This is a genomic window from Paenibacillus sp. FJAT-27812, assembly GCF_001273905.1.
Taxonomy (GTDB): Bacteria; Bacillota; Bacilli; order Paenibacillales; family Paenibacillaceae; genus Pristimantibacillus.
Genome location: NZ_LIGH01000001.1, coordinates 446,984 through 472,130, shown reverse-complemented (window position 1 = coordinate 472,130; position 25,147 = coordinate 446,984). Strand labels below are relative to the sequence as shown.

General features: G+C 39.3%; 24 protein-coding genes. 21 read left to right on the top strand and 3 right to left on the bottom strand.

Going from position 1 to position 25,147, the window contains the following annotated elements; translation table 11 throughout:
- Positions 1-4 precede the first annotated feature (4 nt).
- A complete protein-coding gene (locus ADU23_RS02075) occupies positions 5-1,018 on the bottom strand; it encodes a M23 family metallopeptidase (RefSeq protein WP_053372221.1) in 1,014 nt (337 codons plus the stop codon).
- 177 nt (positions 1,019-1,195) lie between these two features.
- On the bottom strand, positions 1,196-3,190 hold the full coding sequence (locus ADU23_RS02070; RefSeq protein WP_231637571.1) for an O-antigen ligase family protein: 1,995 nt from the start codon (positions 3,188-3,190) through the stop codon (positions 1,196-1,198).
- Between the two features lie 582 nt (positions 3,191-3,772).
- Here ADU23_RS02070 and ADU23_RS02065 point away from each other — a divergent pair.
- The 21 genes from ADU23_RS02065 to ADU23_RS01965 all read left to right on the top strand — a co-directional run bounded on the left by ADU23_RS02065 (position 3,773) and on the right by ADU23_RS01965 (position 24,759).
- Entirely contained in the window at positions 3,773-5,077 is a 1,305-nt protein-coding gene (locus ADU23_RS02065; RefSeq protein WP_231637291.1) for a glycosyltransferase, read from the top strand.
- Between the two features lies 1 nt (position 5,078).
- On the top strand, positions 5,079-6,155 hold the full coding sequence (locus ADU23_RS02060; RefSeq protein WP_157265550.1) for a mannose-1-phosphate guanylyltransferase: 1,077 nt from the start codon (positions 5,079-5,081) through the stop codon (positions 6,153-6,155).
- A 43-nt stretch (positions 6,156-6,198) separates the two neighbouring features.
- Positions 6,199-7,200 (top strand): GDP-mannose 4,6-dehydratase, encoded by a 1,002-nt coding sequence (gene gmd, locus ADU23_RS02055; RefSeq protein ID WP_053372219.1) that lies wholly within the window; start codon positions 6,199-6,201, stop codon positions 7,198-7,200.
- A 16-nt stretch (positions 7,201-7,216) separates the two neighbouring features.
- The gene (locus ADU23_RS02050) at positions 7,217-8,149 is read left to right on the top strand and encodes a GDP-mannose 4,6-dehydratase (RefSeq protein WP_053372218.1); all 933 of its coding nucleotides are present in this window, start codon (positions 7,217-7,219) and stop codon (positions 8,147-8,149) included.
- 19 nt (positions 8,150-8,168) lie between these two features.
- Positions 8,169-8,798 carry an acetyltransferase gene (locus ADU23_RS02045; protein ID WP_231637290.1) on the top strand — a complete coding sequence of 210 codons (630 nt, stop codon included), beginning with the start codon at positions 8,169-8,171 and terminating at the stop codon, positions 8,796-8,798.
- A gap of 14 nt (positions 8,799-8,812) precedes the next feature.
- A complete protein-coding gene (locus tag ADU23_RS02040; protein ID WP_053372216.1) occupies positions 8,813-9,934 on the top strand; it encodes a DegT/DnrJ/EryC1/StrS family aminotransferase in 1,122 nt (373 codons plus the stop codon).
- A 41-nt stretch (positions 9,935-9,975) separates the two neighbouring features.
- Complete coding sequence (locus ADU23_RS02035; protein ID WP_053372215.1) at positions 9,976-10,761, top strand: ABC transporter permease; 786 nt, start codon at positions 9,976-9,978, stop codon at positions 10,759-10,761.
- A gap of 19 nt (positions 10,762-10,780) precedes the next feature.
- A complete protein-coding gene (locus ADU23_RS02030; protein WP_053372214.1) occupies positions 10,781-11,524 on the top strand; it encodes an ABC transporter ATP-binding protein in 744 nt (247 codons plus the stop codon).
- Between the two features lie 20 nt (positions 11,525-11,544).
- Positions 11,545-13,791, top strand: coding sequence for a glycosyltransferase (locus tag ADU23_RS02025; RefSeq protein WP_053372213.1), 2,247 nt, complete (start codon positions 11,545-11,547; stop codon positions 13,789-13,791).
- Positions 13,788-15,380: a glycosyltransferase gene (locus ADU23_RS02020; RefSeq protein WP_053372212.1), complete on the top strand. Its 1,593-nt coding sequence runs from the start codon at positions 13,788-13,790 to the stop codon at positions 15,378-15,380. The genes ADU23_RS02025 and ADU23_RS02020 overlap by 4 nt, the downstream gene beginning before the upstream one ends.
- 14 nt (positions 15,381-15,394) lie before the next feature.
- On the top strand, positions 15,395-15,970 hold the full coding sequence (locus ADU23_RS02015; RefSeq protein ID WP_053372211.1) for a hypothetical protein: 576 nt from the start codon (positions 15,395-15,397) through the stop codon (positions 15,968-15,970).
- 49 nt (positions 15,971-16,019) lie between these two features.
- The gene (locus ADU23_RS02010; RefSeq protein WP_053372210.1) at positions 16,020-16,763 is read left to right on the top strand and encodes a sugar phosphate nucleotidyltransferase; all 744 of its coding nucleotides are present in this window, start codon (positions 16,020-16,022) and stop codon (positions 16,761-16,763) included.
- 16 nt (positions 16,764-16,779) lie between these two features.
- Positions 16,780-17,337 (top strand): dTDP-4-dehydrorhamnose 3,5-epimerase, encoded by a 558-nt coding sequence (gene rfbC, locus ADU23_RS02005; protein ID WP_053372209.1) that lies wholly within the window; start codon positions 16,780-16,782, stop codon positions 17,335-17,337.
- A 9-nt stretch (positions 17,338-17,346) separates the two neighbouring features.
- Positions 17,347-18,369, top strand: coding sequence for a dTDP-glucose 4,6-dehydratase (gene rfbB / locus ADU23_RS02000; protein WP_053372208.1), 1,023 nt, complete (start codon positions 17,347-17,349; stop codon positions 18,367-18,369).
- A gap of 1 nt (position 18,370) precedes the next feature.
- A complete protein-coding gene (rfbD, locus tag ADU23_RS01995) occupies positions 18,371-19,219 on the top strand; it encodes a dTDP-4-dehydrorhamnose reductase (protein WP_442950598.1) in 849 nt (282 codons plus the stop codon).
- An 8-nt stretch (positions 19,220-19,227) separates the two neighbouring features.
- Positions 19,228-20,166: a glycosyltransferase family 2 protein gene (locus tag ADU23_RS01990; protein WP_053372207.1), complete on the top strand. Its 939-nt coding sequence runs from the start codon at positions 19,228-19,230 to the stop codon at positions 20,164-20,166.
- 95 nt (positions 20,167-20,261) lie between these two features.
- Positions 20,262-21,668: an undecaprenyl-phosphate glucose phosphotransferase gene (locus ADU23_RS01985; RefSeq protein WP_053372206.1), complete on the top strand. Its 1,407-nt coding sequence runs from the start codon at positions 20,262-20,264 to the stop codon at positions 21,666-21,668.
- Complete coding sequence (locus ADU23_RS01980; protein WP_053372205.1) at positions 21,658-22,632, top strand: glycosyltransferase family 2 protein; 975 nt, start codon at positions 21,658-21,660, stop codon at positions 22,630-22,632. The genes ADU23_RS01985 and ADU23_RS01980 overlap by 11 nt, the downstream gene beginning before the upstream one ends.
- Positions 22,633-22,785: 153 nt before the next feature.
- On the top strand, positions 22,786-24,216 hold the full coding sequence (gene cls / locus ADU23_RS01975; protein ID WP_053372204.1) for a cardiolipin synthase: 1,431 nt from the start codon (positions 22,786-22,788) through the stop codon (positions 24,214-24,216).
- 124 nt (positions 24,217-24,340) lie between these two features.
- Positions 24,341-24,526: a hypothetical protein gene (locus ADU23_RS01970; protein WP_053372203.1), complete on the top strand. Its 186-nt coding sequence runs from the start codon at positions 24,341-24,343 to the stop codon at positions 24,524-24,526.
- Positions 24,527-24,573: 47 nt separating this feature from the next.
- A complete protein-coding gene (locus ADU23_RS01965; protein WP_053372202.1) occupies positions 24,574-24,759 on the top strand; it encodes an H-type small acid-soluble spore protein in 186 nt (61 codons plus the stop codon).
- Between the two features lie 62 nt (positions 24,760-24,821).
- Here ADU23_RS01965 and ADU23_RS01960 read toward each other — a convergent pair whose 3' ends face one another.
- Positions 24,822-25,133, bottom strand: a complete 312-nt coding sequence (locus ADU23_RS01960; protein ID WP_053372201.1) for a hypothetical protein — start codon at positions 25,131-25,133, stop codon at positions 24,822-24,824.
- Positions 25,134-25,147 lie beyond the last annotated feature (14 nt).

Sequence of the window (25,147 nt, the reverse complement as noted above, 5' to 3'; positions counted from 1 at the left end):
AGTTCTAGTCCTCCTTTATGAGCGCCAGAAATTTAATAGGATTGACTGGTTCATTTTTCTGCATGATCTGAAAATGCAAATGCGGACCTGTGCTTCTTCCGCTTGAGCCCAATAAGCCGATTTTCTCTCCGCGGACGATTTCATCGCCTTCACTGGCTTCGATCTGTTTTAAGTGCATATAGGCGCTTTGAAGGCCTCCCAGATGATCGATAACGATATAGTGGCCTAAAGAGCTGTTAAAGCCAATTTCGGATACTGTGCCGTCTGCTGCGCTAAGTACGGGATCACCAAGCTTGCCTGTTATGTCTATGCCAGCATGAAACGTGGAACGCCCGGTAAACGGATCGCTCCGATAACCAAAACCGGATGTCAGCAGCTTAGAGCGCGTCGGCCAAGTAGAGGGATAGGCATCCACGGAGGATTTTGTCGTTTGCGCCAGCTCAAGCGTGAGCGCAAGCGACTCCTCCATCGTATCGACCATCCCATGAAGTGAAGCGAGATCATAGCCGGTGTTTTGTGCGAGTAATGCGAACTTTTTTGATTCTTGCAAGCTAGTGGAGTGAATGCTGGATATAGAGGACAAAATAGGCAGCGTTCGCGAGGAAGATGATGATGTTTTGCTAGGCGCAAGGTAAGATGAGGGAGCAGCTTTGTTCCCATAGTTCTCAATGAACTGCTTCAGCTTGAGCTCGAGCTGCTGCAATTCATCGAGCTTTGCTTTCATCTCAAGCGTTTGACTCGATAGGTCTAGTATTTCTTGCTGCAAAGAGGTGATTGCTTCGTCTTTCTCGGTTACGGTTTGGGAAAATTCTGCATCCTGCATGGACAATTGTTCCTCCAAATGATGCAGCTCATAGGCTGACTTTATTTGGAGCCCTCCAATGCAGCCCGTAACCGCTAGAACCGCGGCCGTAGGCGCGGCTAAGACAGATCGCTTTGACACGTGAAACTGCTTCACGGTTTTATCCGCGCCGCGCATCACGACAAAGGACCACTTTGGCTTCCGCGCATGTTTCAATAGCCTGCTCCTTCCGGCTGAGCTTAAGACTTGATTGATCAGAACGTTCTATTGCTATTTATTCGTGGAAGCCTTAAAACATGCCATAAAACTTGCGCTAGAAAGAAGAAAGACCGCCCGCCATGCACGAATGGTGCGGGCGGACAGTCATTGGTAATGCTAGTGATAGGAAAGGATCTATTGCGCGGCTGCGAGCTCGGTCTGAGCTATAGCTTCCTGCATAGTTGGCGTGATAGCGAAGGAACGGCCCTGCTGCTGTTCAGGCGGCAAGGAAGCAAGCTGCTCGATTCTTCTTTTTACTTCATTGGAGAGATCGGTAACGCGCTGCGCGTATTCCTTGGCTTTATCCCCTTTTTGTTCCGAGAGCGCGGTCTGATTTGCTTTTGCATATGAGGTTACAGCAGCTTCATAAAGTTTGATGTCCCAAGGAAATTTGCTGACGCCTTCATCAATGATAGCAAGCGAATCCTCGAATTGCCCCTTCTGTTGAAGAAGGCGGTATTGTGCCAAGAGAAGTCCGCGGTTATAGGGATCTGAGTCGCGGCCTTGTTTTACCGTGCTTATTGCTTCAACAAGGTAGTTTGAATCAGACGTTTGTTTGTATGCTTGCTCGAGCCAATCTGCTTTTGTCATTAAGAAAGTAGAATGAGTAGGTGATATTTTTATTGCTTTTTCTAATGCCGGTAGAAGTTGATCCAATGGCGTTTGTTGTTCAAGGGCAAGTGTATATGCTTTTTCGTATCTTTGAACACCAATGTTTTCTCTAATGGCAACGAAGAGCAGGGAAAGTGACAATAGAGCAACAACCGCTGGATAAGCAACCTTTTGCCATGGATGCTTCGTCTTACCATTGAGCCTTTTAATTAGAAGCTTATTGCTATAAGGTGCAAGCATACAACCAAGAGAGATAAATACAAGTGCACTAATAAACAGATAACTCATATCGAAATCAATTGCGCTGTGAATAAGCAACGATAACGAAAGAATAAAAAAGATAAAGTGACTGCCGCGTAGCTCAGGGTACCGTATGAAAGAGCGAATATATAAGCTGTATACAAACGCAAGAAGAACAATTAGAGCTATTAATCCGACCCAGCCGGTTTCCACAAGCACTTGAACAAAGAAGCTATGTGCTTGTCTGCTCCAATAAGGATTGTTCTGATATTGCTCATACATCGCTTGCCATGCGCCGCCTCCTCCGCCAAGAAGTGGATAATCCTCAGCAACGTGAAGGCCATCTTTATAGAACGTCAATCGTTCTAATACGCTGTGCTGCTGCAAATTAATATTTTCGAAGCGTGTGGCAATTTTTTCCGGAAGCAAACCCCGAATGGCACTGCTGCCTAGTAGGCTTCCTGCGGCAACGGCTGCAAGGACGATAGCCACTACAGGTACAACAGTAAATGACCATTTGAAAGCAGAGAGCTTTGTAAGTCTTGCTTCAAGGAAAACATTGGCCTTTGTATGATAGAGTAAAATCAAGCCGGCAGTTATGACCATTCCAAGCAGCAGTAGTCCCCAGCTTTGCAAAGGGAGAGAGCTGAATAATGAAATTGGGCTTTGTGCTTTCGATTCGGTAGGTTGTACAAGTGCAGCAATCGCATCAGCATTCGTGGTGAGTTTTCCCAGTATAGCCATAGAGACAACAACAGATAAAACCATAAAAATGAGGTATGCGATTTGTTTCGTAAAGCGCAAAAAAGGTAGAAGAATCAAGACCATGACCGGGATAACAACAATAGCGCCCCGCGAATAAGTAAACATGAACGAAATCCAAATCGGTACAAGCATCGCTGCATGAATGAGCCGTGCAGAAGGACGAATGCAGTGAACGGCATAGTATAGACTAACAAGAAATAAGGCGACTAGGAAGCTAGCATATGTATTTGAATATTGAAAAACAGATGCAAGGCGGTAGCCGTCATGTGCGAGCCAAAGGGCATCTCTATAATACATTTGACCGAAGAGATTTAATATACCAAAGATGACGACTAAATAGGAGGAGAGCATAAGAGCATATTCAATCGTTTTGCGTGAGAGCTTGGATTCTGCAAAATAAAGCCCGCTTATAAAGAGAGCAGCGAGCAGGAAAAAAACGAGAGTCATAAACTTTGCATAATAGCTGGATACCGCTTGAAAGGAAGATAACCAATAAATGAGCGGAAGCACCATCACGGCAATCGACAAAATACCACGGTAGCTGTTTATCAGCGTGCTGCGGAACATATATGCTGCCGTTACGATCAATAGGATGTATCCAAAGATAATGGCTCCATATATGGGGGCTTCGAAGCCCAGCTCGTAGCCATTGAACAATCCTCTTTCATATGGGAAAATAACCAGAAATAGGGCAAGTCCTATCGTCCCAATCCACCTCAATAGCGATAGATCTGCGGCGTTAGGCTGCGTACTGCTTTTTGCATTGTTTCGTGCGCTCATTCGTAAGTACTCCTCATCCATAGTTATGTATATATGAAACAGATAAAGCTTCTCTTTGTATTTTAACAAATGGAGGAGTAGATTACTATAATGGAAAGCTTAAAAATGTATGACGTTTACAAATTTGTAGGAAATGGGTTTTGTCGAAAAAGCATACATTTCGCAAAATTTCTACATTTTGTTCGGTGATGGAAGTAGAATAAGGTATGAATATGGGAGGAACTTTGGTAGAATAACAAGAACAGACTAGTCCAAAATGCTTTTTTGATGTTCGTGCGTGAGAAGTTTTTACTGACTTATGTTGGAATTGTGATATTGGAAAATGCGGTGGTGGATAAGATCAAGCGGATAATTATTAAATTATTATATAAACTAACAGTGCCCTTTAAAAAAAGTATTTCACTTGTCATTCCAACGCATGTGTTACAAAAAGCAAAGAAAAACTTATTAGATATGACGAATTCTGGAAAGTATAAGAAACAAGAGAGTTTAAAAGAAATAGGAACAAAAGGTGTAAACCTAATCGGATATTCTAGAGCTGAAATGGGTATTGGAGAGTCTTGTCGACTTGCTGCTAATACAATATCAAATACGGGTATTCCTTTTGGAATTATAAACTTTTCTGGAACAAACAGTTCTAGAAAAACTGATTTGTCTTGGATACATAAAGAAATTAATGAACCGCTATACAATATTAACGTCTTTCATATAAATGCAGAACAAATGCCAGAGATTAATCTCTTATATGGAGACTCATTGTTTTTAAAAAGATACAACATCGGATTTTGGCATTGGGAATTGCCGGATTTCCCAGATGAATGGCTTGAAAGCTTTAATTATGTTGATGAAATTTGGGTCCCATCAACATATGTATGGGAATCTATTTCTTTAAAAAGTCCAGTTCCGGTCGTGAAAATTCCTCATTCAATTGAAGTGAAGATTATGGATCAAAGAAATCGTGAATCATTTGATTTACCTGAAACATCATTTTTATTTCTAACTATGTATGACATAAATAGTATACAAGAACGAAAAAACCCACAAGCATCAATCGAATCATTTAAATTAGCTTTTGGTCCAGAAGACATGAGCGTAGGATTAGTAGTTAAGATAAATGGTTCTATTGCTAAGGTAAAAGAGAATAGTTACCTTAGTGAACTAGTAGAAAATTACAAAAATGTGTATATCATTGACGGAACGATAAGTCGAAATGATATTAATTCTTTAATGAATATTATTGATAGTTTTATCTCATTACATAGAAGTGAAGGTTTTGGACTTGGGTTTGCGGAAGCTATGTATTTAAGGAAACCTGTGATTGGGACAAATTGGTCATCAAACACCGATTTCATGAAACATACCAATTCATGTCTTGTCAATTATGAACTAATTCCTCTAGGTAAGGACTATGGACCCTATAAAGCCTATCAATATTGGGCTAACCCTGACATTAATCATGCGGCTGAATACATGGCTAAATTAGTAAATGATAAAGTTTACTACAACGTGATTGCATGTGAAGGTCAAGCCTACATTAAAAAACATTATTCTCCTCAGCGAGTAGGAGAATTAGTGAAAAAAAGACTAAACTATATTTATATGTGGAAATTTGGAGGATAGAATGATAACTACATGTTTAATAATGGCTGGGGGAAAAGGTGAGAGATTTTGGCCTAGAAGCAGAGTCAATTTACCTAAGCAATTTCTGAATATATCTGGTAATAAATCCATGATACAGCAAACGATCGACCGATTGAAAATAATTATTCCGGTTGAGCAAATATTTGTAATAACAAATGAGCTATATGCAGAATTAATAAAAGCTCAAATACCAGACTTACCGATAGAAAACATAATTATAGAACCTATTGGCCGGAATACAGCACCTTGTGTAGGACTTGCATCAATAATAATAGAAGAAAAGTTTCCAGAAAGCTCAATGATAGTAATCCCTTCAGATCATATTATAAAGAACGAAGAAGAATTTATTCACATAATGAAAACAGCAGTTGAAGTGAGTAGTTCTGAAGAGAGACTCGTTACATTAGGCATTACCCCCACATATCCAGAAACGGGCTATGGTTATGTTGAGAGTTCCTCAGAAACTATTCAAGTTAATAATTCGATAGTTCATAAAGTAAATAAATTCATAGAAAAACCAAATGAAGCTAAGGCGAAGCAGTATTTGGAGGCAGGAAACTATTATTGGAATAGTGGTATTTTTGTATGGAAAATTGAAGTGATTCGTAAACATATCGAAAATCTAATGCCACAAATGCACGATCTACTCGAAACAATGAAGTTAGGTTTTCGACATTATAATCGAGATGATGTTATTCGTTCTGAATTTTCTAAGATGCCAGATCAATCAATTGATTATGGAATTATGGAAAAGGCACATAATATATATGTTATACCCTGTATGTTAGGATGGGATGATGTTGGAAGTTGGACTGCATTAGATAGAATTAATAACCAAGATGATAATGGGAATGTAATTAAAGGTAATACGCTTAATATTGACACAAAACGTTGTATAATTGAAAGCAACGGCAAATTAATTGCCACTCTTGGTGTTGAAGATCTAATAATTGTAGAAACTGATGATGTAACACTCATTTGCAAGAAGGACAAAGCACAGGAGATTAAGTCCTTAATAAAGGAACTTAAACTACAGAAGTTAGAACAGTATTTATAAAATGATTTGATAACTTAAACATTACAATAAGGGGATTTTTAACATGACTAAGCGTGCACTTATAACTGGAATTACTGGACAAGATGGTTCTTATTTAGCGGACTTATTATTAGAAAAAGGTTATGAAGTTTTTGCTATTCGAAGAAGAACGAGTGTTCCAATTATGGAAAATATCGCACATATCGCTGATCGAATAGAGATTATTGATGGTGATTTATTGGATATAAGTTCACTTATTCAGGCAGTCAAAATTTCTGATCCAGATGAAGTATACAATTTAGCTGCACAATCTTTTGTTGGAACATCATGGGATCAGCCTCTTTTGACAGGACAGGTTACAGCACTGGGAGTTGCTAACATGTTAGAAGCTGTTCGGATTGTTAAGCCAACCGCACGTTTTTATCAAGCTTCAAGTAGTGAAATGTTTGGGAAAGTTGTTGAAACTCCTCAGACAGAAACCACACCGTTATATCCAAGAAGTCCTTATGGAGCTGCAAAAGTATACGGTCATTGGATGACGGTTAATTATCGTGAGAGCTTTAATATGTTTGCATGTTCAGGAATATTGTTTAATCATGAATCCCCACGAAGAGGCATTGAATTTGTGACGCGCAAGATAACTGATGCTGTAGCTAGAATCAAATTAGGTCATCAGAGTGAGTTAAGGCTTGGTAATTTAGATTCTTTGCGCGATTGGGGCTATGCTAAGGATTACGTTGAATGCATGTGGCTGATGTTACAACAGGAACAACCTGATGATTATGTTATTGCTACAGGTGAGATGCACACTGTAAGAGAGTTTTGCGAAATTGCATTTGGTTATGTCGGATTGGATTATCAAGATTATGTTGTTACTGATCCTAAGTTTTTTAGAGCTGCTGAAGTAGATTTATTACTTGGCAATCCAGCTAAGGCAGTAAAAACATTAGAGTGGACTCCGCAAAAAACAACATTTAAGCAACTTGTTCAACTAATGGTTGATGCAGATCTTGAAAGAGTAGCTCGGACTTACAGCCACATATCGCCTGTTACTAGTAATGCTTAAAGAAAGCGAGTTTTAGATGAGAGCTCTTATAACTGGGGTCAGCGGATTTGTTGGAACTTTTTTATGTGAAAAGTTAATAGATAATGGCTATGAGGTTGTAGGGCTTTCACGAACCCCCGCTCAAAATCAAAATATTGAGTACATTTCTTGTGATATTAGTGACCCGGAAAAAGTGTATAATGCCTTGAAAAATGTTAAACCAGATGAAATATACCATTTAGCCGGTTCTGGTTTTATCCCGCTTTCTTATAGTAGGACTGAAGAAACATATAATACTATTGTTAATGGGACTTTGAATTTGTATGAGGCATTAAGAAAACTGGATATGGATACAAAGGTTTTATTTGTAGGATCAGCAGGTGTTTATGGCGATGGTAAAGGAACACCTTTTACTGAATCAGACTTATTACATCCTAATAATCCTTATGCTGGTGCAAAGGCTTGCGCAGATCTGATAAGTGAACAATATGCAAGATCCTTTAATATGCGAATTATTAGAGCTCGACCATTTAACCATACAGGTCCGAGACAGTCCTCAGATTTTGTATGTTCGAGTTTTGCGAAACAAATTTCCAACATAGAGAATGAGAGATCAGAACATATTCATGTCGGAAACCTAGATGTCATGCGTGACTTTCTTGATGTCAGAGATGTTATTAATGCATATGTTTTATTAATGAAAAAAGGTAAATTTGGGGAAGCGTATAACGTTTCCTCAAACGAGGCTATCTCAATATCAGATCTGCTAAATATGTTACTAGAATCTTCGAATATAGAGAACCCTCTTATCAAAGTGGATTCAAATAAGGTCCGTGAAACAGATGCTTATATTCGTATTGGTGACAATTCTAAATTGAGATTGGATACCGGCTGGTCACCAGAGTATAAATTAAAGAATACTATGATAGACTTATTAAACTACTGGAGAGACGCTAGTTTGAATGCATAATTCCATTAAGGAGTGTAACTTGATAACTCAGAAAGTAATCGTTATAGGGGGCGGAGGACATTCAAAAGTTGTTATTGATATACTTCAAGCTTCGGATGAGTACGAAATTGTAGGATTCACATCTAATTCAGATACTGATAAAAGCCTTCTGGGCATACGCTATCTCGGAGACGATTCTATTCTTTCTTCTTTATATGAAAGTGGGGTTCAGGCTTTTATTGTAGCCATCGGAGATAACAAATTGAGGAAAAAAATTTTTGACAGCATTTTAAAAATGGGGTTTGAACCAGTTAATGCAATTAGTCCATTTGCTCATGTATCAAAACATGCCAAATTAGGACGAGGTATTGTCATTTCTCCTGGAGCAGTAATCAATGCATGTTCAGAAATTGGCGATAATGTAATCATAAATACGTTAGCGGGAATCGATCATGACTGTTATATAGGATCAAATGTTCACATTGCTCCAAGAGCATCATTAGCTGGTTCTGTAATAGTCGGAGATGGATCATTTATTGGTGCTGGTTGCACTGTAATTCCTGAGACAAGCATCGGAGAATGGACAGTGGTAGGGGCTGGTGCGGTTGTAATCTCGGATTTACCGTCTAATGTTAAAGCAGTAGGTGTTCCGGCAAAAAAATACATCTAAAGGGATGGGGAAAAATGAAGGTTGTAAAAAGAATTCCATTAGCTGGTCCTGTTCTTAATGGTAATGAGAAAAAATATGTAATGGATTGTTTAGATACGGGATGGATATCTTCAAACGGAAAATATGTCAATGAATTCGAACAAAAGTTTGCTGAATTTTGTGGAGTAGAGCATGCACTAACTTGTGCTAATGGAACAGTAGCCTTGCATCTACCTTTATTGGCTTATGAAGTAGGTCCCGGCGATGAAGTAATAATACCTACATTTACATATATCGCAACAGCTAATGCGGTTAAATATTGTGGAGCTACCCCAGTTCTAGTTGATTGTGAACCTGATACATGGAATATAAATCCTAATTTAATTGAGGAAAAAATTACCGAGAAAACCAAAGGGATTATAGTTGTGCATTTGTATGGTCACCCAGTAGAGATGGGACCAATTATGGAAATTGCAAAAAAACATAATTTATTTGTTATTGAAGATGCTGCTGAGGCTCATGGTGCTGAAGTAAACGGAAAAGTTGTTGGATCAATAGGTGATGTTGGTACTTTTAGTTTTTTTGGAAATAAGATCATCTCTACAGGTGAAGGTGGAATGATTACAACTAATAATAAGCAACTAGCTGACAAAATGAGGTTGCTTAGGGGGCAAGGGATGGACCCCGATAAAAGATACTGGTTTAACGTCGTCGGTTACAATTATCGTATGACTAATATGCAAGCTGCTATTGGGTTGGGGCAACTTGAAAACATTGATTGGCATCTTGGTAAACGGAGAAGTGTTGCAAATTCTTATATAAATAAGCTCAGTCAATATTCAGAGTTATTTACATTGCAACCTGAGATGGATTGGGCAAAGCATTCCTACTGGATGGTTTCCATTTTATTGAAAGACATAGTTAAGATAGATAGAGACGAGTTGATGAAGTTGCTAGAAAGTGACGGAATCGAGACAAGACCATTATTCTATCCAATGCATCAAATGCCTCCATATTATGAAGAATCAACATTTCCAGTGTCTGATCAGATTTCAGCAAGAGGTTTAAATATTCCTACCAATGGAGTTCTTAACGAAGAAGATCTAAATTATATCTGTGAAAAACTTATATTCCATTGCAAAAATAATATTAGATAATTAAAGGTCTGCTATAAAGAAATGCTGTTGGAGGTTAAGTCTTGAGTGAAACAGTGAAGAAAATATACAAAACTCGCTACTTTTGGTCTCATTTAGTTAGAGCGGAGTTGAAAAACAAATTTAGACGATCAAAGTTAGGGATACTATGGACGTTTATGAATCCTTTATTGCTTACTTTATTAATGTCTACTGTCTTTGGGACAGTATTTAATATGTCCTTTGCGGATTATGCCCCTTATGTTCTTTCGGGACTAATAGTATGGGAACTTATTAGTTCATCATTTGTAGGTGGCGGATATTCAATAATGACCGGAGAACAGTATATACGCCAATTTAATCATCCAATTATAATATATACACTTAGGTCTGCGTTAGTATTTACAATTACTTTTGTAATTGCAATGACATCCTTAATCATTTGGATGTTATTTATTAACCCTATGCACGTTATTATTGGTATTATAACACTGCCACTTACAACTGTTTTATACTTTTGTATGTCTTGGGCAATTACTACAATTGCAGGATTTACAAATGCAAAGTACCGTGACTATCCTCAAGTGACTGCTTTAGTTATTCAAGCGGTATGGTATGTATCACCGGTATTTTTTAAAAAAGATATGTTTACTTCAAATCCACTATTAGAAGGTTTGTTTAATGTTAATCCAATAACACATTTGCTGGCTCTTGTTCGAGAGCCATTTTTGTATGGAACGATGCCTACTTTGAGTAATTATTTATTTACCATTGCTACTATTACTTTTTTAACTATTATAGCGGCTTGGGTTAATAAAAATAATCAAAGTAAAGTCATATTTTATCTATAAGGATATGAGGAATCATAATATGGAAAATTGTTATATAAAACTCGAAAAAGTTGATTTATATTATCCATCTCACATATATAATGCAACAACGTTAAAACAAGAGGTTTTTGCATTATTAAAATTGAAAAAGAAAAAAGAGAGATTAGATAATGTGCACGCCCTGAGAAACTTCAATTTGGAAGTTCGGGAAGGAGAAAAATTAGGAGTTATTGGACATAATGGGGCAGGAAAGAGTACTTTATTAAAAACGATTGGTGGTATATATCCAATTCAATCTGGAACAAGAGATGTTAAAGGTGAGATACGCTCTCTTTTTGATTTAGCATTAGGGTTTGATCTTGAATCTACAGGTAGAGAAAACATAATGTATCGAGGCCTATTACTGGGTGAGACACCAATAAAGATCAAGGAGCAGGAAAATGATATCATCGATTTTGCTGGACTAGGCGAATTTATTGACTATCCTATTAGATCTTATTCTTCTGGGATGTTGATAAGACTGGCATTTGCTATTTCTACATCAATATCTGGTGAAATTCTATTATTAGATGAGGTTATTGGAGCTGGCGACGCTTCTTTTGCTGCAAAAGCGAAAGAAAGAATGACGGGACTAATGAGTAAAGCAAAAATACTAGTTCTAGTTTCACATGATTTATCAACAATAAAAGAAGTTTGTAATAGAGTGATATTAGTAAAACAAGGAAACATTATCAAAGATGGAGATCCAGATGAGGTTATTAATTATTACCAAAATACTATTTGACACTGTTTCGGGGGATTTTTATGAAAGAAAAAAGAATATTATGGTTATTGAATCATGATACATTAAGTAAATTTGAATTACCTTTAATAAGAGAGTTAGGTTTTGAGATATATACTCCCAAAATAGCTTCAAAAGAAATCTTCCAATCCAGTGGTTCTATAACATTTGACTATGATGATACGCTTACAATACCACAAGAAGATTTGCAATTATTGAACGAGTATAACTTTTTCTCGAATTCAAATATGCCACTGCGTATAAAGAAAATTCTAAATACTCATTTTAAGACAGCAATAACATATACAGATACTTCTTTCTTTATACTACGAAAACTAATTCATAACTTTGATGGTTTAATGTTTTTTCGCGCATTTGGTGTAGGTATGGTTAATTTTAAAAATTATACTGAATTACTTGATTATTATTTTGATAATAATGATAATTTGAAATTAAAACAAATTGGTGAAAGATTCTGGTTTTCTCAATGCTATACTAATTTATCTGAAATTGAAAATCAATTTTTAAGAGATAATACCGTGTACATGCCACTAGGACTACCTGAAGAATTTTATGATATCGAAAATCAATGGACAGGTGAATCTGATAATATTTTATTTTTCTGCACTAGAATAAAATTATCTTCTGAGTCTGAACAAATCTATAAGGATTTCAAAAGAGATTTTAAAGGGTTTGAATATTTAGTGGCCGGAAATCAACCAGTTTCTGTTGATGATGAGAAAGTGTTGGGATTTCTAGAAAGAGAAGATTTAAATGAATTATATAAAAATTGCAAAGTTATGTACTATCACTCTACTCATCAAAGACATTTGCATTATCATCCTTTAGAAGCCATGATTGCTGGAATGCCTGTTATTTATATGGATGGAGGGCTATTAAGCATTATAGCTGATGGTCATAGACAGAGCGGTAATTGTAAAAATATTAATGAAGCTAGAAAAAAAATAAAGAGGATATTAGATGGTGATATCCAGCTAATTGAGAATATTAAAGAAGACCAAAAAATAATATTATACAAGTTTTCGTATGAATTCAATAAAAGGGAATGGGAAAGAAATTTCTTACCTATTATTAGTGATTTCGATATTAATTTCAATGAAAACAGACAATTATCCAAGAAGATTAGTATATTTAATCCAGACCCATATTCTAAAGCGCATAAACATGATTATTCTGAACTTGTAATGGCGATAAGTAAAAGTATGAATAAAGTCTTTTCTTCTACTAATATCAGTTATAATGTTTTATCTGATAATTATAATTTGGATGAGGATTTTCAGAGACTTCAAAAAGATGGCGTTGCTATAAGAGAATTTAGTTTTGAGAGTATTACTAATAAGAATATATCAGACTCTTTAGGATTAATGTTTAAAAAAGAGGATATATGGAATGGTGAGTACGTTCTTCCTACCGACCATGCACAAAATTACAATGATGCTGATTATTGGTTATTTCTTGATGATAAAATAGAAAATTTAATAGCTCCAATAATACCTTTTGGTATTTATGTGGAAAATATTGATGATCGATTTTGTCATAGAATTTCTAAAACTCGAATTGCAAATTTGAAAAGTGCATCATTTATTATTACAAGCTCAAAACAAACGAAAATTGATTTAATAAAGCATTTAGGATTACATGCAGATAAAATATTTATTATTCCATTTTTTTACGCTGAACCCAGGTGGAAAAATTCTATTACACTTAATGACAAACATATTCTAATAGAAGTAGATATGATTGATAGTGAATTTATTAGGAGTCTAATAAATGATATTCAATCTTACTTTAGTTTGTATAAAAATCATCAAAATATCATTATTAATGTAAATGGATGCATTAAAAATAAATCGGAAAGAATAATTACAGAATTTAAAAATATGATTTTAGAATCAGATTTGTTGACGGATCACTTAGTGCTTCTTTTCGATAATGGAATTAATGAGTACGATGCACTCTATGCACATGCTAAAAAGGTCGTTATACCTAGAAACATTAATAATATAATTTACAAATTGTCAAAGGCAGCGATTTTTGAAAAACCTGTAGTTTTGAACAACTATCCTTCCTATAGGGATTTTGAGTTTTTATCCGATAATCTTCACTATAAGAACTTTTTGTCGAAGGACAAAGTGCTTATTGAGGTTTTACATGAATCATCTGAATTGCAATCAACTCAATATGAACCCTTGAGTAACTTAGAAGTAAAGATTGATGAATTATCGCAAGTGTGGAGGCAAATTTTATGAGTAGAATTGGAGTTTTCCTAGGGTTCCAACCAGGTGTTAGATTAACAACAGAGGGAATTGGCCGTTTACTAGCGTTTATATTAAAGGAAAACAATGATAATAAAATTGTAATCATTTGTCCCGCATGGCTGATTGATTCAATTGATGTTTTATTAGAGGATAATAAAATACCGAAAGGGAAATTTGAAATTTTATGCACTAAAAGAGTGCCTATTGGTGTAAAGTTCAAAATGATAATGCAGAGGAAAAATAGAAAATTAAAAACAAAATCAAAGTTTTCTGTTTTTTTATCAAAGTTTAAATCTAAATTAATTAATTTAATAGAAAATAAAATTGCTAGTTACTTAAGCACAGGTGCTATTATTTCATTAATATTAAAAACAATAGTTTATATGCTTATTGGTTTATTATTGCTTCCATTTACGTTAATATTTCTACTTAGTTTTCTTCTCTATAAAATATCCAACAAAATAATTAAAGTAGTTAGGAGAAAAGTAATAGGGTTTAGTCTCGGTAATCCAATACTGCAGAAAATTAAATTATATGCAAAAAGCGGTCAACATATAATTTATCAAATTGTAATTGACAATGAGATCAGCAGACTTGTTAAATTAGTAAATGAAAAAAAAGACATATCTTCATGTTTCATTCCTTCTATGATCTGGCCTCAAATAAATAATTTGAATTGTTACAAGATACTTGCTGCACCAGATATCGTGTTCTATGATTTTCCTACTCAATTTCCTGGCGTGGAAACTACACACAGAAAGATTCGCCAAAGTATTGAGGCAGCTGACCATTTAATAAGTTACAGTGATTTTGTTAAGAATGAGCATTTAGTTAATAAATGTGGTGTTGATAAGAGTAAAATTACCGTTATTAAGCATGCAAATGTTGATATGAGTGAGCATTTGAAACTAACAAAGTCTGTAAAAAAATATTATTCAATGAAGTCTAATGCTAAGGATATAATTAATAAATATATAGCTGATAAATACAATCCAAATCATGTTCTTTATGATTGTGATATTGAAAATTTGGATTATATCATATTTTCATCGCAACAAAGACCACATAAAAATATATTAAATCTTGTAAAAGCGATTAAGATTGTAAACAATGATATGTACAGTAATATTAAATTGGTATTAACTGGTGATATCTCTGAGGTAGCGTATATTCAAAATTATATTCGAGATAATCATTTGGAGAATGATGTTTTTGTAATGCATGGTCTTTCTTCCAAAGTGTTAGCGGCATTTAATAAAATGGCGGCCTGTGCGGTAAATCCTACTCTTTTTGAAGGTGGGTTTCCTTTTACATTTTCAGAAGCATATTCAGTTGGAACACCTTCAATAATGAGCAAAATTCCTGTTGTAAGTGCAGAAATTGAAAATTCTGAATTACAGGAAATGATGCTGTTCGACCCATTTAATCCGTATGAAATTGCTGACAAAATAGTGTGGGCATTAGAAAATCGTCAAAAGTTATTTGAGGCGCAAGATTCACTTTATCGACAGTTTGATCAAAGGGATTGGAAGAAGGTAGCTGGAGAATATAATCAAGTTTTCAGAAAATTCATGAGTTAAAATAGGGTGGAGACATGAGAAAAGGTTGGATAGCATTCTTTATAATTTTTGGATTGGTATCATTTTACTTCGTTAATGTTAGTGCCGAGACAACTAATGATGTGAGTATCACTGTAAACTCAGAAAAGGAACAGTACGCTAAAAATCTCAATGTGGACTTGTCTATTAATTTTAATAAAAAGGATCTTTATAACGAGAAGGTCTTTTTATCTTATCATTTATATGATAAAAATAATCAAGAGTTGTCATGGGAAGGTCAACGATTCCCCATTACAATAAATGAAAATGGAATTAGTAATGTAAATATGAGTATTGATTTAATGTCAAGTAAAGGTTCTATTACTGATTATGCAATAGTCAGATTTGATCTCGTAGATGAGAAAAATGTTTATTGGTTTTCGACAAATCCAGAGATAAAAATGACCGTGGATGAAATTGTATTCAAGAACAATTATTACAAAAAAATGGTCTCTACTATTAAAAAAACAATCACTACAAGTCCAATTACTTTTTCGTTAAATGTATTGTTTTTTATAGTTTTTATAATATTGATTTATAAGATACGCATGAGTCAATTATTCAAAAATTAACATTTAATCTATTGATTAATAAAATACAATGATAATGAGAAGGTGTGCTATGAAAGGAATCATTTTAGCTGGCGGTACTGGCACTCGGTTATTTCCTTTAACCAAGGTCACGAACAAACATCTCCTACCTGTCGGAAAATACCCTATGATATTCCATGCTATTGCGAAGTTAAAAGAAGCAAAAATTGAAGATATTTTAATTGTAACGGGTAAAGAGCACATGGGAGATGTCGTTGGTCTGTTAGGTAGCGGGAGCGAGTTTCAACTATCCTTTACATACAAGGTCCAAGATGAAGCAGGCGGAATAGCTCAGGCATTAGGAATGGCGGAGCAGTTTGTGAATAATGACCGTATGGTAGTCATTCTTGGGGATAATGTCTTTAGTGATTCAATCGTAACATTTGTAGAAGGATTTGAGAAACAGCAGTCTGGTGCAAAAATTCTAATTCAACAAGTTTCTGATCCACAGAGATACGGTGTGCCTGAGCTTGTTGGGAATAAGATTGTTTCAATTGATGAGAAACCGATTGAGCCAAAGAGTAGTTATGCCGTAACTGGAATATATATGTACGACAATCGTGTGTTTGATATTATTCGTTCCTTGAAGCCATCTGACAGGGGAGAATTAGAGATTACGGATGTCAACAATGCGTATATAAAGTCTAAGGAGCTTTCATTTGATATATTGAATGAATGGTGGACAGATGCAGGTACTCATGTTTCGTACAGTAAGGCTAATGAACTTGCAAAAGATTTAATTTATGGAGATGAATTTGGCAGGTTTAAAATGTAATAGGTGGTGATAGGTATTGAAGATAAGAGAGACTAAACTCCTTGGAGTAAAATTGTTGGAACCTATAGTATTTGGTGATCATAGAGGTTTCTTTATGGAAAGTTACAATGCAAGTACTTTCGCCCAGCAGGGTCTCGACTATGGCTTTATTCAAGATAATCACTCCCTTTCTATTGAATCGAATGTTCTTAGAGGCATGCATTATCAGCTTAGTCCAAAAGGACAGACGAAACTTGTTAGAGTAACAGCAGGGGAAATATACGATGTTGTCATTGATATTCGAAGGGGATCACCCACTTTTGGTCAATGGGAAGGCTTTATTTTGTCTGAAAGTAATAAATTCCAATTGTTAGTTCCCAATGGATTTGCCCACGGTTTTTGTACACTTACTCCCAATTGCGAGGTTCAATACAAAGTTGATGCCCTCTACTCCCCCGAACACGACCGAGGCATCGCCTGGAATGATCCGGCGCTTGCGATCGACTGGCCGACATCGAATCCGATTCTGTCGGATAAGGATGGCAAGCATCCCGTGCTGGCCGAAGCGGAAATCAACTTTGTATATGAAGGGTGAGTTAGACTCGTGAAACTACTAGTTACCGGCGGAGCCGGTTTTATTGGGAGCAACTTCGTTCTCTATATGATCAAAAACTATCCAGACTATGAAATCATTAATGTGGATGCATTGACCTACGCAGGCAACCTTGAAAACCTGCGCGCGATCGAGCAGCATCCGAGCTATACTTTCGTGAAGGCGGATATTGCCAAACGCAGCGAACTCGAGCCATTGTTTCAACAAGGCATCGATGCCGTCATCAATTTTGCGGCGGAATCACATGTGGATCGCAGCATTTTGTTTCCGGAAATTTTTGTGCAGACGAACATTTTGGGCACGCAGACGCTCCTCGACCTTACGAAGCAATACAATGTAACGAAATTTGTTCAGGTGTCTACGGATGAGGTATATGGGACGCTAGGCGAGACAGGACTCTTCACAGAGGAGACGCCTATTACGCCAAATAGTCCGTATTCGGCAAGCAAAGCTGGGGCGGATCTGCTAGTCAGAGCGTATCACGAAACATTTGGCCTCAATGTCAACATTACGCGCTGCTCCAACAACTATGGTCCCTATCAGTTCCCGGAGAAGCTGATTCCGTTGATGATTCAGAATGCTCTACAGGATAAGCCGCTGCCTGTATACGGAGATGGTCTGAATGTGCGCGACTGGCTGTACGTGGAGGACCATTGCAGCGCGATTGATCTCGTTCTTCACAAGGGCCGCAATGGCGAAGTATATAATGTGGGCGGACGGAATGAGCGGAACAATCTGCAGGTTGTACGCACGATTCTCGAAGAGCTTGGGAAACCCGAGTCGCTTATCTCTTATGTCAAAGATCGTCTAGGCCATGACCGCCGTTATGCGATCGATGCGGACAAAATCCGCAATGAACTGGGCTGGCAGCCGAAGTTCAACTACGAGGACGGAATTAAGGAAACGATTCGTTGGTATTTGAGCAACGCGGAATGGATGGAGCAGGTTGCTTCCGGCACCTATCAGCAATATTACGAGACGCAGTACAAGGAGCGCCTGGAGGCGGGCGAATAACATGGCTAAAATAAAAATCGTCATTACAGGCGCGAGCGGGCAGCTTGGGCGTGAATTGGCATTGTGGGCGACGGATACGGCTGACATTATCGGATTTGGCCGTGAGGAACTGGATATTACAAGCTTGCCTGCCTGCCGCAATCTATTTGCGCTTCATCGCCCTGATGTCGTTATACACTGCGCTGCTTATACTGCTGTAGATAAAGCCGAGTCCGAGCCGGACGAGGCTTTTCGTGTGAATGCAGCTGCGACTCGCAACGTAGCAGTAGCAGCGCGTGAGGTTGGCGCTAAGCTTTGTTATATCAGCACGGACTATGTATTTGATGGAACTGGCACCGCGCCTTACAATGAATACGACCCGACGAATCCTCAAACGGTTTATGGCAAGTCAAAGCTTGCTGGCGAGCAAGCTGTGCAGACGCTGCATGACCGCTTCTACATCGTTCGTACTTCATGGGTGTACGGTAAATATGGAAATAACTTTGTGAAGACAATGCTGAAGATGGCCGGCGAACGCGATCAGCTCAAAGTAGTGGCGGATCAGATCGGATCGCCAACTTATACGCATGATCTGGCCGCATTTTTATTAGAGCTCGTGCATACCGATTACTACGGGATCTACCACGCATCCAACAGCGGAGTCTGCTCATGGTATGATTTTGCCAAAGCGATATTCGAAGATAGCTCTATCAATATTTTAGTTGAGCCATGCACGACGGCTGACTTTCCAAGGCAAGCACCTAGACCTGCTTACTCGGTTATGGACCACAGCGCGATTCGCAGCAATGGGCTAAATGTGCTGAGACCTTGGCGGGAAGCGCTAAACCACTATCTCAAAGACAGTGAGTGATATCAGTTATGCCTACAGTTAGCGTTTGTATTGTGACTTACAACAGCGCAAATGACATTGAAAGCTGCTTGCAAGCCGTTCTTAAGCAGAGCTTCCCGGTTGAGCGCATTGTCGTGATCGACAATGCGTCGACTGATGGAACGCCTGAGCGAGTGCGGCGGTTTGCGGATAACGTTCATTTTATAGCGAACGAAGTGAACAACGGGTTTGCCGGCGGCCAAAATCAGGCTATCCGTCAGACCCGTTCCGATTATGTGCTCGTTTTAAATCCGGATGTTACGCTTGATCCGGACTATTTATCCGAAATCATTACGTACATGGAGCAGAATCCAGCGGTTGGAAGTGCAACCGGGAAGCTTGTTTTTGCGTCTAATATAGAAGTAATGGATAGCGCGGGACTAGGGATGAAGCGGACGAGAAATGCTTTTGACCTTGGTGCCGGCGAACCGGCAGCAAACTGGCGCAAGGCGCAAGCTGTTTTTGGCGTTTCAGGTGCGGCGGCGGTATATCGTGCGGCTATGATTCGTGATATCGAATATGAAGGACAATTTTTTGACGAGCATTTTTTTGCGTACAAGGAAGATGTTGATGCAGCCTGGCGTGCGAAGAAGCTTGGCTGGTCGTCTTATTATGTGCCGGCAGCTTATGCGCTTCATCATAGAGGCTGGAAGAAGGGCGGACGCAGCAGCGTTCCGTTGTTCGTCAGACAGCATTCCTATCAGAACCGTTTTTTCACGCTAGTAAAAAATGAACCGATCGGCTGGCACTCGCTTGCCATAGGCCCTCTTATTCTAGCTGCCGAAGCCGTGAAGCTTGGTTATATTGCTTTGCGCGAGCCGGGCTTGCTTCGCTGTTGGCCTACTATTTTTCGCCTGCTGCCAAGCATGCTCGACAAACGGAAGTGGATCAACGATAAAGCCAAACGCAAACGAAGCTTATCTCTTTAGAAAATTGTGGTAAAATATGGGGTTCTCCTGTCATTCTATTTTTGGTACAATGCAGATAGAGTCGAAATTTAAGAGAATGCGGGTGAAAGCGGCGAATGCTTAGGCAAAATCAAAGATTTTTAACGCAATTATATATGTTGGCGGATTTATCCTGTACATTGGTCGTATTTATGACTGCGTATTGGCTTAAGTTTTATAGCAATCTGCTGCCAAGCTATAATTCCGTATCGTTCTCGACCTACCTGCTCTGGGGGACGATTTATTCCTTTTCGGCCGTATTGGTCGGCTTTTACTTTCAGTTTTACTCGCCGAAGCGGCGCAAAAATTATTCCTATGAAGTGCTTCGCATTTTACAAATCCAAATGATAAGTTTTCTTGGCTTGCTCAGCTTGTTCTTTTTTACGCGTGAAGTACATATCTCCCGTGAGTTTCTAGCCATATTCTTTATTATGAATTTCGTTGCCATAACGTTATACCGTTTTTGGGTAAAATCGATTCTTGCGTCGTTCAGGCGCAAAGGCTTTAACAAACGATTTGTACTTATCGTCGGGGCGGGCTCGGTTGGACGCAGCTTTTATACGAACCTTCAGCAGCACCCGGATCTAGGTTATGAGGTTGTTGGATTTTTAGATGATTATCAGACGGACCATGCGCCGGAGTATCAGCATATGAAGCCGATTATTGGCAGGCTGGATGCATTGATGATGAAGCTGGAGAAGGAGCCGATTGATGAGGTCATCATAGCACTTCCGCTAGAGGCTCATGAGAAGTATGCGGAAATTATTGAAAAATGCGAGCAGACCGGCGTGAAGACGCTTATCATCCCTGATTTCTTCGATTTGCTGCCTGCACGTCCGTTTTTCGATAATTTTGCAGGCATTCCGCTTATTAACGTAAGGGACGTGCCGCTCGACGAGCTAAGCAATCGGATTCTTAAGCGCTGGTTTGATATTTCTTTTTCATTAATGGCTATTATTATTACTTCTCCTGTCATGCTGTTTATCGTTTTAGGTCTAAAGCTGACCTCGCCTGGTCCGATTCTGTTCAAGCAGGAACGAATGGGGCTGGATCGCAAAACGTTCCATATGTTCAAATTCCGTTCGATGCATGTATCGAATGATAAAGTATCCGACACGCAGTGGACGGTCGAAAATGATCCGCGCCGCACCAAATTCGGCAGCTTCCTGCGCAGCACGAGCCTCGATGAGCTCCCGCAGTTTTTTAACGTGCTGCTTGGACATATGAGCGTCGTAGGACCTCGGCCGGAGCGGCCATACTTTGTTCATCAATTCAAACAAGAAATTCCAAAATATATGATTAAGCATCAGATCAGACCGGGCATTACGGGCTGGGCGCAAACGAATGGCCTAAGAGGCGATACTTCCATTAAAGACCGGATTATGTTTGATATTTTTTATATCGAGAACTGGACTTTTTTCTTCGATATCAAAATCATTTTCAAAACGGTACTGAAGGGCTTGATTAACAAAAATGCTTACTAACAGCGAATCGGCAAGCCGCGTATCTGTTATTATTCCTACATTAAATGCGGGACCAGAGCTTGAAGAGCTGCTGGAGTGGCTGCAGCGTCAGACTGTCCCTCCGTGTGAAATCATCATCATTGATTCAGCTTCGGAGGATGGAACGCAGGAGCGGGCACGCAAGGCAGGCGTGCGACTGATGAGCGTTGAGCGCAGCGATTTTGATCATGGCGGAACGCGCAATCAAGCAGCCAATCAGGCGCACGGCGATATTTTGCTTTTTATGACGCAGGACGCGCTTCCCTATGACGGGAAGCTCATTGAGAATCTGATCAAACCGCTTATCCAAGAGGAGACCATCGTTTACTCTTATGCCAGGCAGCTTCCAAGACCAGGTGCAAATGTTTTGGAGCAGCTTGCAAGACAATATAATTATCCAGCTCAATCGCAAGTCAAAGCTTATGAAGATATTGAGCAAACGGGCATCAAAACGTTTTTCTGCTCCAATGTTTGTTCAGCGATCAAGCGTGAAACGTTTGAGGCGATGGGCCGTTTCCAGCAGCCTGTCATTTTTAATGAGGATTTGTTTATGGCTGCAAAATGTATCTTAACGGGCTACAAGGTAGCCTATAGCGCGGATGCAGTCGTATTCCATTCCCATGATTACTCGATTAGGCAGCAATTCAAGCGTTATTTCGATAACGGGATATCGATGCGCTGCAACTCATGGATAACGCCGTACAGCGCAGTAGGCAAAGCTGGCTCTAAGCTCGTCAAGCTGCAGCTCCAGGAGCTTCATCAGTCTCGCCAGTGGCATCTCGTCCCTAAGCTGGTTGCCGAGTCGGCAGCTAAGCTTGTCGGTTACAAGCTTGGCATGAATTTCCGCCGACTGCCTGCTTTTATTACTAGAAAACTTAGTATGCACCGGCTTATTCTTACCCATATCGAGAATATGAACAGTCCTGGCGCAACGATGAAGCAATAATCCAAAAGAATGATCTTTTTGCAGCAAAAGCCTATCCGATGAACCATAATCGGATAGGCTTTTTTTCTTAGCTAAGAATACGTTTCATACGCTTCGTTCAAACTAGGGAAACTTGTCAGCTGCCTCACGGCGAGCAGAAAAAGAGGTGTTTGAATGACAACCTGGTGTATATGGTTCATTGCGGTATTAATAATCTATATTGTCCAATTAGCCATTGTTTTTATGATGGAGCATCGCCGGCCGGCGCAGCTAACGGCATGGCTGCTGATTGTTTTTATATGCCCAATCGTTGGTTTTATTGCCTATCTTGTACTAGGTAAAGATTTCACGAGACGCAGGCGCATTGAACGTTATAAGCAGGAGGTTATACGCAGCGCGAACCAAATGTCACAAAAGGTGACTGAGGCTAAAGACATTGGTAATTCCCAGCTGGCGATAAAGGATAAGCTGTATGCCATGCTTACGGGACTAGTTCCATTTCCGATTACACGAAACAATGAAACGGTTGTGCTGACCAATGGTTCTGATACTTATGAAGCGATATTGAAGCAGCTTGAGCGTGCGAGTCATCATATACATATGGTTTATTACACGTTGCGGGATGATGAAATCGGCACACGTTTTATGGAGGTGCTTACGCGTAAAGCGCGGGAGGGCGTTGAGGTTCGCGTCGTTTATGATGGAATCGGCAGCATGCAGCTAGGCGAAGCATATCTAAATAAGCTGCGCCTTGCAGGCGTTAAGACTAGCTGCTTTTTACCGCCGAGAATCGCTTTTTACGACAGAAAACTAAATTATCGCAATCATCGTAAGATCGTCGTAGTAGACGGACAGGTTGGCTATTTCGGCGGCATTAATATTGGCGATGAGTATTTAGGGAAAGACCCAAAGCTGGGCTTTTGGCGCGATACTCATCTGCAAATGAAGGGCGACTCCGTTTATTACTTGCAGGAGCTGTTCTTGAACGATTGGGCATTTGCCGCAAAAGAGGAGCTTGATGGGAAGGCATATATGCCGCGCCATCACTGCGAGGGTGACGAGCGAGTGTTAATCGTGCCAAGCAAGCCCGGTCAGCATGAACATAAAATCGAGGAGGTTATGTTTGCCGCCATTACAGCAGCAAGCTCGCGGATTTATATAACTACCCCTTATTTTATTCCCGATCCCAGCCTGGTGATGGGACTTAGAACAGCGGCTTTAAGCGGCGTCGATGTTAGGCTTATCATTCCGGGCATAGCAGACTCCAAGCTCGTGCTGCTGGCTACTTTATCGTATATTCAGGAAATGCTAGAAGCTGGCGTTAAGGTTTACAGGTATGAAAAAGGCTTCGTTCACGCAAAGGTAATGATTGTTGATCGCATGCTGGCAACTGTTGGATCAGCGAATGTCGATATGAGAAGCCTTCTTTGCAATTTTGAGCTTAGTGCGGTGTTATTTGATGAGGGGACAATTGATCGGCTGGAAGCGGATTTTATGGAGGATTTACATCATAGCAGGGAGTTGGATCTTCCCACTTTCATGAATCGGCCAAAGGGGCAAAAGGCAGCAGAGTCTCTGATCCATATGCTCTCGCCGCTTCTTTAACCAATGCATGGCGAATAGCCATTTCGGGCATATTTTTCGTAATGGCTCTGCACGACGAGCCGTCAATGCGAATGCAGGCGCAACTCGCCTTAAGCATCCGCAAAACTTTTGGGAGGGTACTAAAGTGACTGATACGAATAATGACGAGAAGCAAGCTGCTGCCGAGCCGAAGCATGAGGGACGAGAGGATTATTTTATGGACATCGACAGGATGGTAAATGAGGGCTTAGGGGGCGGCAATGTCACGCTGCAAAACGGCCTGATCGACGAATCAACGACCGATACGATGGAGCGGGAGATCAGAGAATAATTTGCATTCACGCATTATTCACTTTAAGGTGCAGGAGGGTTTGGGCAATGGAAACAGCGCGTGCAAAACAAATTTACGAGTCGGAGCAGACCTTTGCGGTTCTTCTTGACGAGGATTCGGTTTGGATCGAAAATGTGGACGAATCAAACGGCATGGCGACCGTTATGGTCGGAAACAACCCGGTAAATACAAAAACCGTATCCTGTGATCGATTGAAAGAAGTCACCCATTAAAAACGACTAGAGGCTATCCCGTTAAAATGATGGGGTAGCCTCTTTCTTTCGCATATTCGGCTTTAACCGCCATACGCTTCACGAAACGCAGCGCAAAGCTGGGCACGATCGACTTCCCATAGTTCCGCAATTTCAGCGCTGACGTTTTCGTCCCACCAATCGCATTGGATCTTGCGGTTGCTCTGATTTTCGACGATCCAAGTAAGCTTAAGAATAACCTTTTTAAAATAGAGCTCTTCGGCTTGATCCATTTTTTCCTTCGATATCCACAGCTTCATTCGCTTGACGGTACGGTAAAGCTCTTTGCTGCAGGCTCTACGAAATTTTCGCGCGGTCGGATAGCCGGCATTATGTTTTGGCGCGTTAGCTTTCAATGTAAACCGACTCC

What these genes read in the sequence shown, in the direction of transcription:
- ADU23_RS02070 (WP_231637571.1), bottom strand. Translation starts at nt 3,190, where the DNA reads ATGGTGCTTCCGCTCATTTATTGGTTATCTTCCTTTCAAGCGGTATCC.
- ADU23_RS02060 (WP_157265550.1), top strand. Translation starts at nt 5,079, where the DNA reads ATGATAACTACATGTTTAATAATGGCTGGGGGAAAAGGTGAGAGATTT.
- gmd (WP_053372219.1), top strand. Translation starts at nt 6,199, where the DNA reads ATGACTAAGCGTGCACTTATAACTGGAATTACTGGACAAGATGGTTCT.
- ADU23_RS02050 (WP_053372218.1), top strand. Translation starts at nt 7,217, where the DNA reads ATGAGAGCTCTTATAACTGGGGTCAGCGGATTTGTTGGAACTTTTTTA.
- ADU23_RS02040 (WP_053372216.1), top strand. Translation starts at nt 8,813, where the DNA reads ATGAAGGTTGTAAAAAGAATTCCATTAGCTGGTCCTGTTCTTAATGGT.
- ADU23_RS02030 (WP_053372214.1), top strand. Translation starts at nt 10,781, where the DNA reads ATGGAAAATTGTTATATAAAACTCGAAAAAGTTGATTTATATTATCCA.
- ADU23_RS02025 (WP_053372213.1), top strand. Translation starts at nt 11,545, where the DNA reads ATGAAAGAAAAAAGAATATTATGGTTATTGAATCATGATACATTAAGT.
- ADU23_RS02020 (WP_053372212.1), top strand. Translation starts at nt 13,788, where the DNA reads ATGAGTAGAATTGGAGTTTTCCTAGGGTTCCAACCAGGTGTTAGATTA.
- ADU23_RS02015 (WP_053372211.1), top strand. Translation starts at nt 15,395, where the DNA reads ATGAGAAAAGGTTGGATAGCATTCTTTATAATTTTTGGATTGGTATCA.
- ADU23_RS02010 (WP_053372210.1), top strand. Translation starts at nt 16,020, where the DNA reads ATGAAAGGAATCATTTTAGCTGGCGGTACTGGCACTCGGTTATTTCCT.
- rfbD (WP_442950598.1), top strand. Translation starts at nt 18,371, where the DNA reads ATGGCTAAAATAAAAATCGTCATTACAGGCGCGAGCGGGCAGCTTGGG.
- ADU23_RS01990 (WP_053372207.1), top strand. Translation starts at nt 19,228, where the DNA reads ATGCCTACAGTTAGCGTTTGTATTGTGACTTACAACAGCGCAAATGAC.
- ADU23_RS01985 (WP_053372206.1), top strand. Translation starts at nt 20,262, where the DNA reads ATGCTTAGGCAAAATCAAAGATTTTTAACGCAATTATATATGTTGGCG.
- ADU23_RS01980 (WP_053372205.1), top strand. Translation starts at nt 21,658, where the DNA reads ATGCTTACTAACAGCGAATCGGCAAGCCGCGTATCTGTTATTATTCCT.
- cls (WP_053372204.1), top strand. Translation starts at nt 22,786, where the DNA reads ATGACAACCTGGTGTATATGGTTCATTGCGGTATTAATAATCTATATT.
- ADU23_RS01965 (WP_053372202.1), top strand. Translation starts at nt 24,574, where the DNA reads ATGGAAACAGCGCGTGCAAAACAAATTTACGAGTCGGAGCAGACCTTT.